This window comes from Nostoc linckia z4, assembly GCF_002608075.1.
Classification (GTDB): Bacteria; Cyanobacteriota; Cyanobacteriia; order Cyanobacteriales; family Nostocaceae; genus Nostoc; species Nostoc linckia.
Genome location: NZ_LAHA01000067.1, coordinates 1 through 14,750, shown reverse-complemented (window position 1 = coordinate 14,750; position 14,750 = coordinate 1). Strand labels below are relative to the sequence as shown.

The following is a 14,750-nucleotide window of genomic DNA, read 5'->3' as shown; positions in this document are numbered from 1 at the left end:
TCATCCATAAATCGAACCACAGAGAACGCAGAGGAAACAGAGGAATAAAAGTTTGAAAAGTTTTTTTCGTAAATTCTACCATCCTTAACTTGGCTATAAAAAGCTTCTGAATTCAGAATTCTGAATTCTTACTGTTCTAAAATTTGAATTTCATCGAGTTGATTAATCACCACATCTGCACCTTTAACGTTATCTAAATTACCCACCCAAGTGATTCCAATACAGCCTGCTGCTTTGGCATCACGCGCCATTTGCATATCACCAACGGAATCACCCACCATCAACGTAGCGCTTGGTTGGACTCCTAAAGCTTGACAAGCTTGCAAAAATAAAACTGGGTCTGGTTTACTCGGCCCTTCATCGACTCCCATTTCTAGCTGGATATAATCACTTAATTGGTGATGAGCTACGAACTGTTTTACTTCATCATTTGTTGCTGCTGAGAGTATACCAAGTTTGATACCAGCTTCATGTAGATATTTTAATATTTCCAAACTGCCCACAAACAGCGGTGAAGGAGTTTGTCCAACGTATTTTTCTGCTTCATCTAAAGCTTGACGAGCTATTTTTAAAGATTCAAACCATCCCTTTCCAGTTTCGGCAATGTAGGCCGCAGTAGCAATTTCTGTTTCCCGGCGACTCGCCACTGACACTATACCTGCTGGGTCAAGGATATTGCCATTGACCCCAAATGCCATTAATAGTGGTTCCCCGATACCGGGAAATTGAGCGTCTATTAATCTCGCTGCCTTTTGTGCGAGCGATCGCAAGAACGTTTCTGAATCTTCTAGAGTACCATTCTTATCAAACAAAATCGCTTGAACATTATAAAAAGTGACGTTTCTACATTTAATAGCGATCAAAATATTTCACCCCACTTAGTTTATTTAAAAGTTAAGAGTTAGGAAGTAGGAGTTAGGAATTAGGATTGATCTGAATTCAAAAATATAGCATTGTATAAACAAGGCATGAAATTCATATATTGAAATTTGAAACTTCTTGCCTCTCAATTCACATTAGACATGAGCTATCATAACTCATACCTCCTAACTCCTAACTCCTAACTCCTAACTCCTAACTCTTCACTTTCACCCATTCCTCACATAAAAAAAGAGGGAAAAACCCTCTTTTAACAAAGCTTTGATACTCTTAATTCAAGATAGTAAGAATATAAATCTATTATTCTTCGATCGCTGCGGGAATTTCGTCTTCTGTTGCTGCGGGAATTTCGTCTTCAATAGCTGGAGGAATCTCGTCTTCGAGTTCAGTTGCTGGTGGAATTTCTTCCTCTGCTACAACTTCCACAGCTCCACCAGAACTAGCAGTACTACCTTGCTGCTTAGTTAGCAGTTGTTCGCGATACTTAGCAGCCATTTCTTCTGCTTTATCGTACACCAAATCCCGGTTTTTAATCATATCACCAGGTTCCGGTTCTAACTGCTTGGTAGATAGAGAAATCCGACCTCTTTCTGCATCCAAATCAATGATCATAACTTTCACTTCATCATTGACATTAAACACACTATGAGGTGTATCTATATGTTCGTGAGAAATCTCAGAAATGTGTAGTAGACCGCTAACGCCGCCGATGTCAATGAAAGCACCGTAGGGTTTGATGCCGCGAACTGTACCAATTACTACTTCGCCCACTTCTAGGCGGTTCATCTTGCGCTCAACTAACGCCCGACGGTGGGATAGAACTAGGCGGTTGCGTTCTTCATCTACCTCTAGGAATTTTAATGGTAGTTCTTCCCCTACCAATTCTTCTTTAGGTTTGCGGGTGCTGATGTGGGAACCAGGTATAAAACCACGTAATCCCTCAATTCTTACCAATGCACCACCACGATTTGTGGCAAATACGCCAGAACGAACGGTAGCGTCTTCTGCTTGCAGCTGGCGCACGCGTTCCCAAGCCCGCATATATTCAATACGGCGAATGGAAAGAGTTAACTGACCATCTTCATTTTCATCGGTGAGGATGAAAAATTCCCGCGTTTCATTTGACTGTAAAACTTCTTCCGGGGCATCGACCCGGTTAATAGACATTTCCTGTATGGGTATGTATGCTGCTGTTTTAGCACCAATGTCAATCAGAGCGCCGCGCGGCTCTATACTGAAAACGGTTCCTGGTACAATATCTCCAGGGCTAAAATGGTAGTCGTATTTGTCAAGTAGAGCAGCGAAATCTTCGTGAGTAAATCCAATTTCTGTAGCGGTTAAATTCTGATTGACCATGCTGATTTAGTTCCTGGTTTTAGTCTCCGTAAAGGTTGTGTCACAAACGCGATGTACATGCAACCGTCTTTGGGCAGTCCACACTTAACATCCTTTTTCATCCTAGCGCAGAAAAGCTAGTGTTAACACATATCAACTCCCAAGATTGGAAATTATATCACAATATTCAAACGATTGGGGAGTGGGGAAAAGGGGAAGGGGAAAGGGGGAAAGGGGGAAAGGGAAAAGGGGGGAAGGGGAAAGGGAAAAGGGGGAAAGGGGGAAAGGTTTGGTATTTTCCCTTTCTCAACTAAAGATGTATCCCTTTTATTACCATAGCCACTACCAACCGTTTTATTTTCAAGTTTAGGTCTACTGTTGATTGTCCAATGACCAATGCCCAATGCCCAATGCCCAATGCCCAATGCCCAATGCCCAATGCCCAATGACCAATGCCCAATGCCCAATGACCAAAACAATATCCGTTACTACTGAATATGGTAGTAACGGATATTGACTTTGAATGCGCTTAAAGTTGTGGTAATAGCGACTTACTTCTCTTTTTTCTCAAACCGGGGGGGTTCGCGAAATGCGATCGCAAAAAACAGAACACCTATACACAAGGTAAAAATTAAGATGTATGCAACGCTTTCCATTTTATGAGTTCCTGCCTATCCAGCTAGTAATGAGGATTAGGGATTGGTATTGGGGACTGGGTATTAAGGATTAGCTGTTGGCTTTCCTAGTCCCCAGTCCCCATTCCCCAGTCGCTTAGAGGGCTTCTTTCCGGCGGGTTGTCTTGTCACCCACTTTCTGGAATAGACCCCATTCTACTTGTTCTTCTAGATCCGCTTCAACACCGGCAAATACGTCTCTGTAGATTGTACGAGCGCCATGCCACAGGTGACCGAAGAAGAATAACAGAGCAAACACAGCGTGTCCAAAGGTAAACCAACCTCTAGGACTGGTGCGGAATACGCCGTCAGAGTTCAAGGTTTCCCGGTCAAATTCAAAGATTTCGCCGCCTTGAGCCTTACGAGCATATTTCTTCACGTCTGCTGGGTCTGTAAAGGTCTGACCATTGAGGTCACCACCGTAGAAACTAACGGTGACACCAGATTGCTCGAAGCTATACTTAGATTCTGCCCGACGGAAGGGGATGTCAGCACGGATAACTCCATCAGCATCGGTCAAGACCACTGGGAAGGTTTCAAAGAAGTTGGGGAGACGACGTACAGTCAACTCACGTCCTTCAGAATCTTTGAATACAGCATGACCTTGCCAAGATTGAGCAATACCATCGCCCTTAACCATTGGCCCTGTACGGAATAGACCGCCTTTAGCGGGGCTATTACCGACATAATCGTAGAAAGCTAGTTTTTCTGGAATCGCTGACCAAGCTTGTTCAAGGGTTGCACCTTGACCAACGCTATTTTGGACGCGACGCTGAATTTCTTGACGGAAGTAGCCTTGATCCCATTGGTAACGGGTAGGGCCAAACAGTTCAATGGGGGTGGTAGCGTTACCGTACCACATCGTACCTGCTACTACGAAAGCAGCAAAGAATACTGCTGCGATACTGCTAGAAAGTACTGTTTCAATGTTCCCCATCCGTAGAGCTTTGTAGAGTCTTTCGGGGGGTCGGACTGTGAGGTGGAATAAGCCTGCAATAATACCAACAACACCAGCAGCTATGTGGTGGGCGACGATACCGCCGGGGTTATATGGGTTAAAACCATCTGGCCCCCATTCTGGTGCTACTGGCTGGATACTACCAGTTAAACCATAGGCATCAGAAACCCACATCCCCGGCCCAAATAGTCCGGTGAGGTGGAAAGCACCAAAGCCAAAGCAAAGTAGACCAGATAAGAACAGGTGAATACCAAACATTTTTGGCAAGTCTAAAGCGGGTTCACCTGTGCGGGGATCTCTAAAAAGTTCCAAATCCCAGTAAACCCAGTGCCAAACGGCGGCTAGGAATAACAAACCGGAAAGAACGATGTGAGCCGCAGCAACGCCTTCAAATGACCAAAAGCCAGGATCGCCTGTTGAAGCGCTGGTAACACTCCAACCACCCCAAGATTGGGTAACGCCCAAACGTGCTAAGAAGGGCAGCACGAACATTCCTTGACGCCACATCGGGTTAAGAACCGGATCGCTTGGGTCATAGACAGCCAGTTCGTAAAGTGCCATAGAACCAGCCCAGCCTGCTACTAAGGCTGTGTGCATCAGGTGTACAGAAATCAGCCGTCCTGGATCGTTCAGAACGACTGTATGTACTCGGTACCAGGGTAGTCCCATCGACTACGCTCCTCCTCGATGAGTTAGTTTACAAAGCAATTTTCTTACTGAGATTCTAAGAAACGAAAACCGCTACTCAGAAAACTCTTTTGTTTTTTGTTATTGCCAGAGCCAGAGCTTGACCACAACCTAGTCTTATAAAATCAGACAGTGTGGAGCTTTGGCAATGCTTACTTGCTCCCTTGAGATTTACCCCATAGGGTAGCTATCGCCAAGCAAAAATGAGAATATTTTAAAAAGTGTAACTATTGATGGAACTGTTTGCAAGCGTGTAAATTAATGCGATCGCGTAGCATGTCCAAGTTTTTTCGCTACCAATCGTGTTGGAGATTAAATTTACTTATCTTTTCTTAATGGAATAGGCCATCGAGAAGAGACGCGGGGACGCGGAGAGTGGGAGACGCGGGGACGCCACAGGGGAAAAGTTTTTGTGAGAAATTTACCATTTTCTCCTTTGTCATCTTTCCTCGTGTCCCCGCGTCCCCGTGTCCCCGTGTCCCCGCGTCCTCTTCCCCTACTGAACCACCAACTGGATATTTTGCAGGTGACACTGTGTCTGGGCACTAGCCAAGCGTTCGATTACTTGTTCGGCAGTCATTAAACGCTTGAGTACTACTTGACCGATGGTCTGACTGGTAGCTACGGGAGTTGTTGGCTTGACTTCTACGGTTAAAATGGCTTCTTCAACTCGATAAAGCCATAGCAATTCGTTTTGTTCCACTAAACAAATATTCATTCGCTGAATATCTGGTTGGCGTCGCCATGCGGTGATTTGCCAGAGTCCATCGGATGCCCAGACTCTAGCAACTGTCCATCCCTCAGATAGAAAGAAATACTTCACGGTCTTAGTCTCGCTATTAGACTTTAAATCTGCTTTTGGTGATATCGCGATCGCTTTTTTCGCTGATGTATAAACACTAGATTTGTCAGGAAAACCATGCAGCCGTTCTCTATTAAAAAACTGCTCCAGGATTTCTGTAACCAAGTAGCAACAGGCTAAGTTTTAATCTACGCTACTGGGGTTATTGTCAGAGCTTAACAAACCTACTTCCCTAGTAACTATGAATTTACGACAAATTCAGTCAATGTTTAAAATCTTAATTAAATAAAAACTTTTCCTCATTTAAGTGATTATCCTTTGTCATTAGCGATGAGCATTTGTGTTTACAAAGGATTGAGGAATAATCACGGTGTTCTCTTTTTAAAGACACTGCACGAACACTGCAAATAAACCAACATATAGCAACCCCAAATAATTTGTGAAATATTAGGTGTTAGGGTTGTTGACTGTTGACTGTTAACTCTTGACAGTCAAAAGTCAACACCGATTAGGATTGGTATATAAACTTATTTGTACGTATATACTTAGCTACAATCCTCGTCAAAAATGTTTGTAAAAATTAAGGCACAATAGCCATAAATGTAGTAAGATGTCTGACCGCTGATATCTAAAATTTTATTGCTATGACATGGTTTTCCTTGTCCGTGAAACGCTGGAGTCGGATTATACAATTTCTATCTTTGTTTTGTGTATGTTTATTTTTAGTTGTGAGTTGCACTCGTCCACAGTCAACTACGCCGCCATCGGGTTCTGTAAATAGTCCCACGGGTGACGGTCGCATTACTATAGGTACAACAGCCAAGCCGAGAACCCTTGACCCAGCTGATGCTTATGAGTTAGCAGCCCTGGGTTTGGTGTTTAATATGAGCGATCGCCTTTATAATTACGAACCAGGAAGCACTGAAATTAAACCCCAACTGGCCACAGCATTACCAAAGGTCAGTCAAGATGGCTTAACTTACACCATTCCTCTACGCCAGGGAGTAGTTTTTCACGATGGGACTCCCTTCAACGCCCAAGCAATGGCGTTTACCATCCAACGGTTCATCGAAAATAAAGGAAAACCCTCTTTCTTATTAGGGGATATAGTAGATTCGGTAAAAGCCACAGGAGAATATGAATTAAGCATTCAGCTGAAAAAGCCCTTTGCAGCCTTTCCCGCATTACTAGCATTTCCTGGGGTGTGTGCAGTTTCGCCGAAAGCTTACGAAGTTGGTGCTGGTAAATTCAAGCCGAATATTTTTGTGGGGACTGGCCCTTACAAGTTAGCTCAGTATGGCACCGATTCACTGCGATTTGACGTGTTTGATAAATATTGGGGTGAAAAACCAGCCAACAACGGTGTTAACGTCCAAATTCAGACTAGTCCAGTTAACTTGTTTAATGCCTTCCGTACAGGTGCAGTGGATGTAGCTTATTTATCGCTACAACCAGACCAAACTCGCAGTTTAGAAGAAGGTGGTAAAAAAGGGGATTGGCAAGCGATCGCCGCTCAAGGTAGCGTAGTCAGTTATATGGTGTTGAACCGGAATCAACAGCCCTTAGATAAAGCAGAAGTTAGACAAGCCATCGCTTCAATAGTAGACCGTCCGCTAATCAACGAACGAGTCTTACTCGGTCAAGCAAATCCGCTTTATAGCATGATTCCCACTACATTTAATGTATCTGTACCATTATTTAAAGATAAATATGGCGATGCTAATTTCGAGCAAGCCAAACAATTATTAACTACTGCTGGTTTTTCTAAACAAAATCCGGCAAAAGTTCAAGTTTGGTATCCTTCGAGTTCCCCTACCCGCAGTTTGGCAGCACAGACACTTAAATCTTTAGTCGATGCCAAAATGGATGGAATTTTGCAATTTGAAGTCGCCGTTGCAGAAGGCCCTGCTTTCTTTAAAGACATTTCCAGAGGATTATATCCAGCAGCTTTACTTGATTGGTATCCAGACTTTTTAGATCCAGATAATTACGTCCAGCCATTTTTATACTGTGAAAAAGGTTCAGCAGCCAAAGGATGTCAAGACGGAGGTAGTCAAACTCAGGGTTCGTTTTACTATAACGAAACTGTTAATAAATTAATCAACGAACAACGTAAAGAACAAAACCCACAAACACGCCAGAAAATTTTTACCGAAATTCAAAATCAAGTAATTAGAGACGTACCTTACGTTCCCCTATGGCAAAACAAAGATTATGTATTTGCCAGAAATGGTGTTAATAACGTACAACTTAATCCCACCCAAATTTTGGTTTACCAGACAATTAAAAAATAATTATTGGGAATGGGGCATGGGGCATAGGGCATCGGAAGATGAAGAGGCAGAGGGGAGATGGGGAGATGGGGAGATGGGGAGATGGGGAGTGTGGGGAGTGTGGGGAGTGTGGGGAGTGTGGGGAGTGTGGGGAGTGTGGGGAGTGTGGGGGGAAAGATTTTTTCACCATCCTCCCACACCTCCCACACCTCCGTCTCCTCCCACACCTCCCACACTTCCTGTTTGCCCAATGCCCAATACTTCGACTACGCTCAGTACAAGTGCCCAATGCCCAATGCCCAATGCCCAATGCCCAATAACTAATAACTTATGTCTCGTTCTAAAGCTTTACAATATTACATTGTTTCCCGGTTACTGTTAGCGCCACTCCAGTTATTAACTATCATTACTATTGTATTTCTCTTACTTAGAGCAACACCAGGAGATCCGGCAGATGCAATTCTCGGTGGACGCGCGCCAGAAGCAGCTAAGGAAGAATTACGAAAACAACTCGGTTTAAATTTGCCTTTGTGGTTACAGTATCTAAATTATTTGGGAAATTTGTTGCGCTTTGATTTAGGAACTTCTTTGTTGAGTCGGGGAGAAAATGTTTGGAATATCATTTCCCAATATTTCCCGGCGACGGTGGAGTTAGCTGTATGTAGTATGGCGGTTGCGCTTATTGTGGGAATTTTAGTCGGTACTCTTTCGGCTTCCCGCCCTGGAACATCTTTTGATTTGAGTGGGCGGTTATTTGGTATTATCACCTACGCACTCCCCATGTTTTGGGCGGGAATGATTTTCCAATTGATTTTTTCAGTACAACTCGGTTGGTTTCCCAACTCTAACCGTTTTCCCCCCAACCTTCCCGCTCCTACAGCTATCACAGGATTGTATACAATTGATAGCTTACTAGCTGGAAACTTCACTCAGTTTTTCACATCTTTGCATCATCTTGCTTTACCAAGTCTGACTTTGGGGCTTTTGCTGAGTGGGATTTTTGAGCGAATTGTGCGAGTGAATTTAAAGCAAACCCTACAAGCAGATTATGTAGAAGCAGCTAGAGCCAGAGGAATTGCCGAAAATAAGATTTTAGTCTCCCACGCGCTCAAAAACGCCTTAATTCCAGTAATTACAGTGCTGGGATTAACCTTTGCATCTTTGTTGGGTGGAGCGATTTTGACAGAGGTAACATTTTCTTGGCCTGGGTTAGCCAATCGACTATATCAAGCCATTAGCGATCGCGATTATCCCACAGTCCAAGGAGTATTGGTATTTTTTGGAGCGATCGTTGTTAGCGCCAGCATTTTAATTGATATTTTCAACGCCTATGTAGACCCTCGAATTCGTTATTAACTCAAATAGAGGAATCTGCTTTGACACCTGAAATCAGATTCCTATATTCTGAATTCTGACTCCTGAATTCTGAATTCTGACTCCTGAATTCTGAATTCTTTTTTATAAATTTTCTGGACAAATAGCGCTGGCTAAAATACCAAGAATTTTATTCACATCTTTGAGATAATATTCACTTAAATCAATGGTCAATGTTTGTTCTTCTAGTTTCAAGAATTGCCAAATACTACCCGTTGTGACTGCGCCGTAAATTGTTTTAATCTCAGTTGCAGCTTGCTGGTTAAAAATTTGGGCTGCTACCATTTCCGCAGCACACTGACCCAAACCAGCATTAATATTTTCTTTTTTAGCTTCTACAACTGTAATTACTGGCGCTGTCAAAATGAGAATTTCTGGAGATTTTGTAATAATAAAATCGCAAGTTCCATTTAATCCTTTGGTATTATCAACAGTAAAATCAACTCCAGAAAATAAACTAATTTGTTCGTGCAATTGTCTCCGTAAATCAACTAAAATTGGAGCAATAACGAATTCAGAACGAGCTTTTTCACTATTACTACCTAAAGCGATCGCCAGGTTATAATTGAGTGTTTCTACAAGTAAATTACTCGCCACTAATTCAGGAACAACAGCGAAAATATCCCGTTTTTCTATGATGTTTAAACTAAACTCCTGTTTTGCTTTAGCCAAACTAAACTCGCTGTAAGCCATAAAACTACTACTCCATTCATAGTATTTCTTAACCTACTGAGTTCCTTACTTAGTACACAATTTTATTAATGCAAATCTCTGTGTACCTCTGCGCTTGACTCTGCGTCCCTTTGCGTTTAAAAACATCGGTTTGTACCTCACTCAATTAAGAATCGCTATAGTTTATCGTTGGAAAATACACATTTAATTTTTCTAAAAAAGCTTGATTGAGAACAGCCAAAAAGCATTATTGCCAATTTCCTACTAAAACATAAGGTGCCCAATAATAAGGATGAGGTGGTAAATTCTGCAACTCTTCAAAAGGAGGATTGAGCTTTAAAGATTCTAACAGCGATAGTTGAGCTTTCCTCAGGGCATCTGCTTGTTTGGCTTGTGGCTTTTTCAAGTCTTGGTAAAATTCACCCATAAATTGGGCGGTGGAAGCATCCCCTACAGGCCAGAGAGTGGCAAGGGTACTGCGTGCCCCCGAACGCACAGCCACTCCTGCTAAACCCAAAACAGCCCGTTCGTCGCCAGTCGCAGTTTCACAGGCACTTAGTACTAATAATTCTATGGTTGTACCTGGTTCTTTGAGTAAAGCACTCAACTCATTAATGCTAATACTTTTACCATCTCCTGTAATAATAAAATTCTTTTGGGGATTAGAACTAAATAATCCATGAGTTGCTAAATGGATAACAGGAAAATTTGATTTCAACTCTTTTTGAATGGTTTTGACAGTAAACTCTTGATTGAGTAGTTTTTCAGAGGCGGGAAAAGTTTGTTTGATTCGATCTAATTCCTGGGGAACATTAACTAATGCCGCAAAAAATTCTCCTTGTACGTTAATTTGCTCGCTAACTCCAGCAGCTAAAACCTTTAGTTGTTTCTTTTCCAATTTTTGAGGAGCTAATAATTGTAGGCTGGGAACCAGGGCAATACTATATTTTTCAATGAGGTATTTTTCTCCATCGTAGAGTGCAGCGATGGGAACTCTCTGCAATCTGCCATTAAGTACAAATACTAAACTTTTGATTTGCTTGGCATCTAGTTCTGTCTCAAAAGGTTGAATTAGCCAATTATAAACTTCGCCAAAAATCGGTAAAAGTTTCTGAAGATTATCCTTTAATTCTTGGGGATTTGGATTAGAAGTAGAAAGAATATTACGGGCAGAGTTATTGATACTCAGGTTGTCTAAATTATCATAAAGCCGGTCTAGAGTTTCATTAACTTGTTGTTCGCTAATGGCAACTACGACTTGCTGTAAAGGTTTTCCCGGCATGGAAAGAATCACTTCTAAGCGTTCTGGCAAAACAATCGGATAGATGACAGCTGCATTGGTATCAATATTATCAATTTGTAACGCCACATTTGTTGTTTCGGAACAGGGGTCTTGAAAAAAGTTATCTAGTTCTGCTAATTGCAGAGATTCTATTACCTGGCGGGCTAATTCTAGGCGTTTTTGAGAATTTTTTGTTTCCGATTTTTCGCGATTAATGGTAAAATTCGATATGACTAAAGAATTTAATTCGTTATCATCTAAATTTGATTTCAACAATAAATCTGCTAATTCTAAATACACGGGTTTGACTTCTTGAAGAAAGTCAAATTGCACATCTTGATTGTTGGCGTTTAAATCGCTGCGTAGAGATTGTAAAATATTAAAGGCGGCGGTGTAAGCTGCGATCGCTCCTTTTGTATCTCCCTGTTTTCGTAGTAAACTTCCCAACTGAGATTGCCAAAGATAAGTAATTTCCCTAGCATCGCCACTGATATTTTGTTCTTGGGCTATCATCAGGGCTTGCTGTGTGAGTTTGGTTGCTCGATTTAACTGTCCTTGTTTGTCGTAAAATTTACCCAAATATCCTAGAGTATAAGTTTCGGTTCGTTTATCTTCTAGAGTCCGTGACTGTTTGAGTGCATTTTCTAACAAAGGTTCAACTAAATTTATTTGTTGGCTTTGCATCAAAGAATTAGCAAAGTTAATCTGGGCATAAATAGCAGCACGACTGGGAGATAAAGCAGTCAAATTAGGTGAAATTTGATTTTGCAATGCTTGAGCATCTTGGCTCAATTGCGACTCCAACACAGAGAGAAAATCTTTTGCTCGTTGAATTAATTTAGATTCAGAAAATCTCGTCCAAGAAGCAATGCGGCGTTGTGTTTGTTCTCTCCACCATGTTTTCATCTCCAGTAATAGCTGGAAATGATTGAGTTGTGCTTGAACTTTTGGTATTGGTGGCGCTGATGCTACCTTTGTGGCTGCAATATAGTAATTAACAGCTTGATTGTAGGGTGATATAGCATCGATGACAGATTTGCGATCGATAATATCCGTCACTACATCATAGTCCCAGCGATCGCGGATTTGATTCCCTAAGATTCGTTCGGTGTTACCTAAACTCAGTAGCACAGCGCTTTTTGCAGTCGAGTCACCAACTAAAGACAGACTTAAGTGCAAAATTTCTTCGGAATTTTCTAATAACCCTTGTTTGCGTAGGACATCACCAAGGCTGTGCAAGCCAATGGCTTGAGTTAAAGTCAAAGAACCACCCTTTTGATTAAGAGTTTTTTGGAGTTCCTCGATTTGAGTTTGGCTACAGTTGGGGTTTGGAATCGCAAAAGCTTGCAGTAAAGTATTGCAAGCTTTGGGATACAATCCTAAATCTTGTAAAGCCTGGGATTTATTGATTAAACTCTTAGCCATCCCATCGCCATTGCCAATTTTTTTATAAGCCTCAGCCGCCGCTTCCCATAACTTTGCAGCTGCTTCTAATTCTCCAGCATTGTATCGTTGTTCTCCTTGTCTTGCTAATTCTAGAGGACTACTAGCATTAGCATGTAAACTAGAAAAATTTGACCAAGCCGGCACACTCAAACTAGATAACAGCCCCAATAATGCTGAAAAAATAAATATTAATAGACGACGGTAATTTGTATAAATGATTTTTGTCATACTAATTTTTTCTTGAAGATGCACTTAATTTTGATTTGCTGCAAAAATTTTTGATTTTCAATTTTGCATTAGTTTCTTAACTCCCCAGTCAACAGTCAACCGTCATCAATCATCAATCAACAACTTCAAAACGCTTTATACTCCATTTGAAAATACAGCCCATTTTCTTGCCATGTGCGCTTGCTATTATCAATATTTATTAAAGGAATACCCCAATCTAGGCGGGCTGTGAATCTATCTCCCATTTGCCACAGTAGTCCAAATCCTGAGCCTAATAAAGTGTTTGGGTCGGAATTTTCTCTACCTGTATTCCACACAGTACCAAAATCAATAAATGGTGCAATTTGTAAAGTCCCTTGCAATTGTGGGAAACGGGCGATGGGTAATCGTAATTCTGCGGAAGCAAAAATCCCATTATCGCTGAGTAAAACATCTTGACGATAACCGCGTACTGTTCCTTGACCGCCCACACTAAACTGTTCTATGGAAAGCAGAGAGCCACTGGCCAATTGGATATTAGAACGCAACAACAAAGTCGGAGCCGTTGTTTGTGGTTTTGGTTGACCCAAAAGGCGCAAATAAATCATTTGTCCCCGCCACAGGAAATATCGGCTATCTGGTTCGGTATCGCTAACAGTAGCGTCAAAAGCTCCAATCCCCAAATTAAACTCCGAACGAGCCGCCAGGACTTCTTGACGAGTCCGGTGTAGCCATTCTTGGGCAAAACTCAATTCAGATATCCGGGTTTTTCCTTGAGGATCGGCCCCAGCAAACAAAGGAAAATCCACTCCTTGAATCGAAGAATTACTTTCCCGCCTAGCCGCAGTAAAACTCAGCGTTAGTTCTTGGCTGACTTCTGGAGTGGCTCTTTGTAGAATTGGCTGACGAAAAGATAATTCAAACTCACGAGAATCCACCCCGATATCCAAATCATTAAAAGGAGGTTCAATAATTTTGTTGTCAGTAATTCGATAATTGAAGCCAATGCTCCCATTGCGGGGATTCACTGGCAAAGTATAACCACCTTCAAAGCTATTGCTACCATCAGTATTTTTGTAGGCAAAATTCAAGCGATCGCCAATTCCCAACAGATTGCCTTCAGATAAAGCGATACCGCGCTCAAAACTACCAATGCTGGGATTGCGGTTATTATTAATACTGAGTTCCGTTTTAAAAGTTCTCGCTCCCTTGACAATTACCGCTAGAGAATTCACACCCGGTCTAGTGCCAGCAGTGAGTTCAGCGTCTAAACTTTCAATTAAAGGATTGAGTTGCAGCAGTTGTAAAGCTTCTTTGAGGCGGTTGATATTCAGCGGTTTAGTAGTAGCAATGGCAATGCGACTGCGGACATAATCTGAATTCAAGCGTCCTTTAATGACATTGACTTGGATATCCTCTAAACTGCCTTCCACCACCTGAATTTTGATGATACCCGAACGAAATTCTTGACTGGGAATGTAAGCACCAGAGGTAATATAGCCCTTTCGCACATACAAATCGGTGATTTGATTAGCAGCTTTCAGGAGTTGAGCAAAAGTAATTGGTTGACCTGTAAAATTAGCGATCGCCGAGTTTAATTCTTCTTGATTGAAGGCCGTATTACCAACAAACTCAAACTTTTGCACAACAATACTGCCTGGAATATCTCCAGCTTCCTCTGGAGTTGGCGGTACGGTCGGGGTTATCTCAATGGGTACGTTTGTTGGTGGTAGCGGATTCGTAGGCAGTTGTTCCGGCGGCTTCGGCGTCACAGGATTAATCGGCTGAGCGCCAGCAGGATTTGTATGATACACCAGCACCATAAAGGCAACACAACGAGATAAAAAACATCTCCATCGCCAAATACTTAATACCATTTTGGATTTTGGATTAGTCATTGGGCATTGGGTCTTAAAGTGTTGACTGTTGACTGTTGACTGGTGACTGGAAAAGCAGGATTTATTCTCCTTGTCTCCCTTGTCTCCCTTGTCTCCCCCATCTCCCCCATCCCCCGCTTAGTGAGCGTTCGCGTCTCGTAGAGAAGTCGAACCGCCTCTGCCCACTTCTCCTACTTCTGACACCAGCGCCAGTTATAGCGATTCCATTCGTAGATTCCTTGAATTTCATATTCAGCGCCGTTGAGGAAGCGGACAACGCAATT

12 protein-coding genes are annotated in these 14,750 nt (G+C 42.1%); 4 read left to right on the top strand and 8 right to left on the bottom strand.

Annotated features, from left to right (window positions below; all coding sequences use genetic code 11):
- Window positions 1-128: 128 nt before the first annotated feature.
- Together VF06_RS32815 and VF06_RS32810 are read right to left on the bottom strand one after the other, a co-directional pair.
- Window positions 129-863 (bottom strand): HAD family hydrolase, encoded by a 735-nt coding sequence (locus VF06_RS32815; protein WP_099070790.1) that lies wholly within the window; start codon window positions 861-863, stop codon window positions 129-131.
- A 316-nt stretch (window positions 864-1,179) separates the two neighbouring features.
- Window positions 1,180-2,235 (bottom strand): 30S ribosomal protein S1, encoded by a 1,056-nt coding sequence (locus VF06_RS32810; RefSeq protein WP_099070789.1) that lies wholly within the window; start codon window positions 2,233-2,235, stop codon window positions 1,180-1,182.
- A 361-nt stretch (window positions 2,236-2,596) separates the two neighbouring features.
- On the opposite strand from VF06_RS32810, the gene VF06_RS43115 reads away from it, so the two are divergent.
- A complete protein-coding gene (locus VF06_RS43115) occupies window positions 2,597-2,731 on the top strand; it encodes a hypothetical protein (protein WP_257208149.1) in 135 nt (44 codons plus the stop codon).
- A 34-nt stretch (window positions 2,732-2,765) separates the two neighbouring features.
- Here VF06_RS43115 and VF06_RS32805 read toward each other — a convergent pair whose 3' ends face one another.
- From VF06_RS32805 to VF06_RS32795, 3 genes are all read right to left on the bottom strand, one after another.
- Window positions 2,766-2,870: a photosystem II reaction center protein T gene (locus VF06_RS32805; RefSeq protein ID WP_096537819.1), complete on the bottom strand. Its 105-nt coding sequence runs from the start codon at window positions 2,868-2,870 to the stop codon at window positions 2,766-2,768.
- A 115-nt stretch (window positions 2,871-2,985) separates the two neighbouring features.
- Window positions 2,986-4,515 (bottom strand): photosystem II chlorophyll-binding protein CP47, encoded by a 1,530-nt coding sequence (gene psbB, locus VF06_RS32800; RefSeq protein WP_099070787.1) that lies wholly within the window; start codon window positions 4,513-4,515, stop codon window positions 2,986-2,988.
- 514 nt (window positions 4,516-5,029) lie between these two features.
- The gene (locus tag VF06_RS32795) at window positions 5,030-5,356 is read right to left on the bottom strand and encodes a hypothetical protein (RefSeq protein ID WP_099070812.1); all 327 of its coding nucleotides are present in this window, start codon (window positions 5,354-5,356) and stop codon (window positions 5,030-5,032) included.
- Between the two features lie 623 nt (window positions 5,357-5,979).
- Here VF06_RS32795 and VF06_RS32790 point away from each other — a divergent pair.
- Genes VF06_RS32790 through VF06_RS32780 form a run of 3 tightly spaced genes read left to right on the top strand, consistent with a single transcriptional unit; the run spans window position 5,980 to window position 8,964 of the window.
- Window positions 5,980-7,629 (top strand): ABC transporter substrate-binding protein, encoded by a 1,650-nt coding sequence (locus VF06_RS32790; protein ID WP_099070786.1) that lies wholly within the window; start codon window positions 5,980-5,982, stop codon window positions 7,627-7,629.
- A gap of 16 nt (window positions 7,630-7,645) precedes the next feature.
- Entirely contained in the window at window positions 7,646-7,990 is a 345-nt protein-coding gene (locus VF06_RS41600) for a hypothetical protein (protein WP_099070785.1), read from the top strand.
- Window positions 7,939-8,964: an ABC transporter permease gene (locus VF06_RS32780; RefSeq protein WP_099070784.1), complete on the top strand. Its 1,026-nt coding sequence runs from the start codon at window positions 7,939-7,941 to the stop codon at window positions 8,962-8,964. The genes VF06_RS41600 and VF06_RS32780 overlap by 52 nt, the downstream gene beginning before the upstream one ends.
- A gap of 102 nt (window positions 8,965-9,066) precedes the next feature.
- Here VF06_RS32780 and VF06_RS32775 read toward each other — a convergent pair whose 3' ends face one another.
- From VF06_RS32775 to VF06_RS32765, 3 genes are all read right to left on the bottom strand, one after another.
- Window positions 9,067-9,675, bottom strand: a complete 609-nt coding sequence (locus tag VF06_RS32775; RefSeq protein ID WP_099070783.1) for a hypothetical protein — start codon at window positions 9,673-9,675, stop codon at window positions 9,067-9,069.
- Window positions 9,676-9,901: 226 nt separating this feature from the next.
- Window positions 9,902-12,610 (bottom strand): CHAT domain-containing protein, encoded by a 2,709-nt coding sequence (locus VF06_RS32770; RefSeq protein WP_099070782.1) that lies wholly within the window; start codon window positions 12,608-12,610, stop codon window positions 9,902-9,904.
- A gap of 125 nt (window positions 12,611-12,735) precedes the next feature.
- Window positions 12,736-14,487: a ShlB/FhaC/HecB family hemolysin secretion/activation protein gene (locus VF06_RS32765; RefSeq protein ID WP_257208148.1), complete on the bottom strand. Its 1,752-nt coding sequence runs from the start codon at window positions 14,485-14,487 to the stop codon at window positions 12,736-12,738.
- Window positions 14,488-14,750: the final 263 nt, after the last annotated feature.

What these genes read in the sequence shown, in the direction of transcription:
- psbB (WP_099070787.1), bottom strand. Translation starts at nt 4,515, where the DNA reads ATGGGACTACCCTGGTACCGAGTACATACAGTCGTTCTGAACGATCCA.
- VF06_RS32805 (WP_096537819.1), bottom strand. Translation starts at nt 2,870, where the DNA reads ATGGAAAGCGTTGCATACATCTTAATTTTTACCTTGTGTATAGGTGTT.
- VF06_RS32810 (WP_099070789.1), bottom strand. Translation starts at nt 2,235, where the DNA reads ATGGTCAATCAGAATTTAACCGCTACAGAAATTGGATTTACTCACGAA.
- VF06_RS32770 (WP_099070782.1), bottom strand. Translation starts at nt 12,610, where the DNA reads ATGACAAAAATCATTTATACAAATTACCGTCGTCTATTAATATTTATT.
- VF06_RS32775 (WP_099070783.1), bottom strand. Translation starts at nt 9,675, where the DNA reads ATGGCTTACAGCGAGTTTAGTTTGGCTAAAGCAAAACAGGAGTTTAGT.
- VF06_RS32790 (WP_099070786.1), top strand. Translation starts at nt 5,980, where the DNA reads ATGACATGGTTTTCCTTGTCCGTGAAACGCTGGAGTCGGATTATACAA.
- VF06_RS32765 (WP_257208148.1), bottom strand. Translation starts at nt 14,487, where the DNA reads ATGACTAATCCAAAATCCAAAATGGTATTAAGTATTTGGCGATGGAGA.
- VF06_RS32780 (WP_099070784.1), top strand. Translation starts at nt 7,939, where the DNA reads ATGTCTCGTTCTAAAGCTTTACAATATTACATTGTTTCCCGGTTACTG.
- VF06_RS41600 (WP_099070785.1), top strand. Translation starts at nt 7,646, where the DNA reads ATGGGGCATAGGGCATCGGAAGATGAAGAGGCAGAGGGGAGATGGGGA.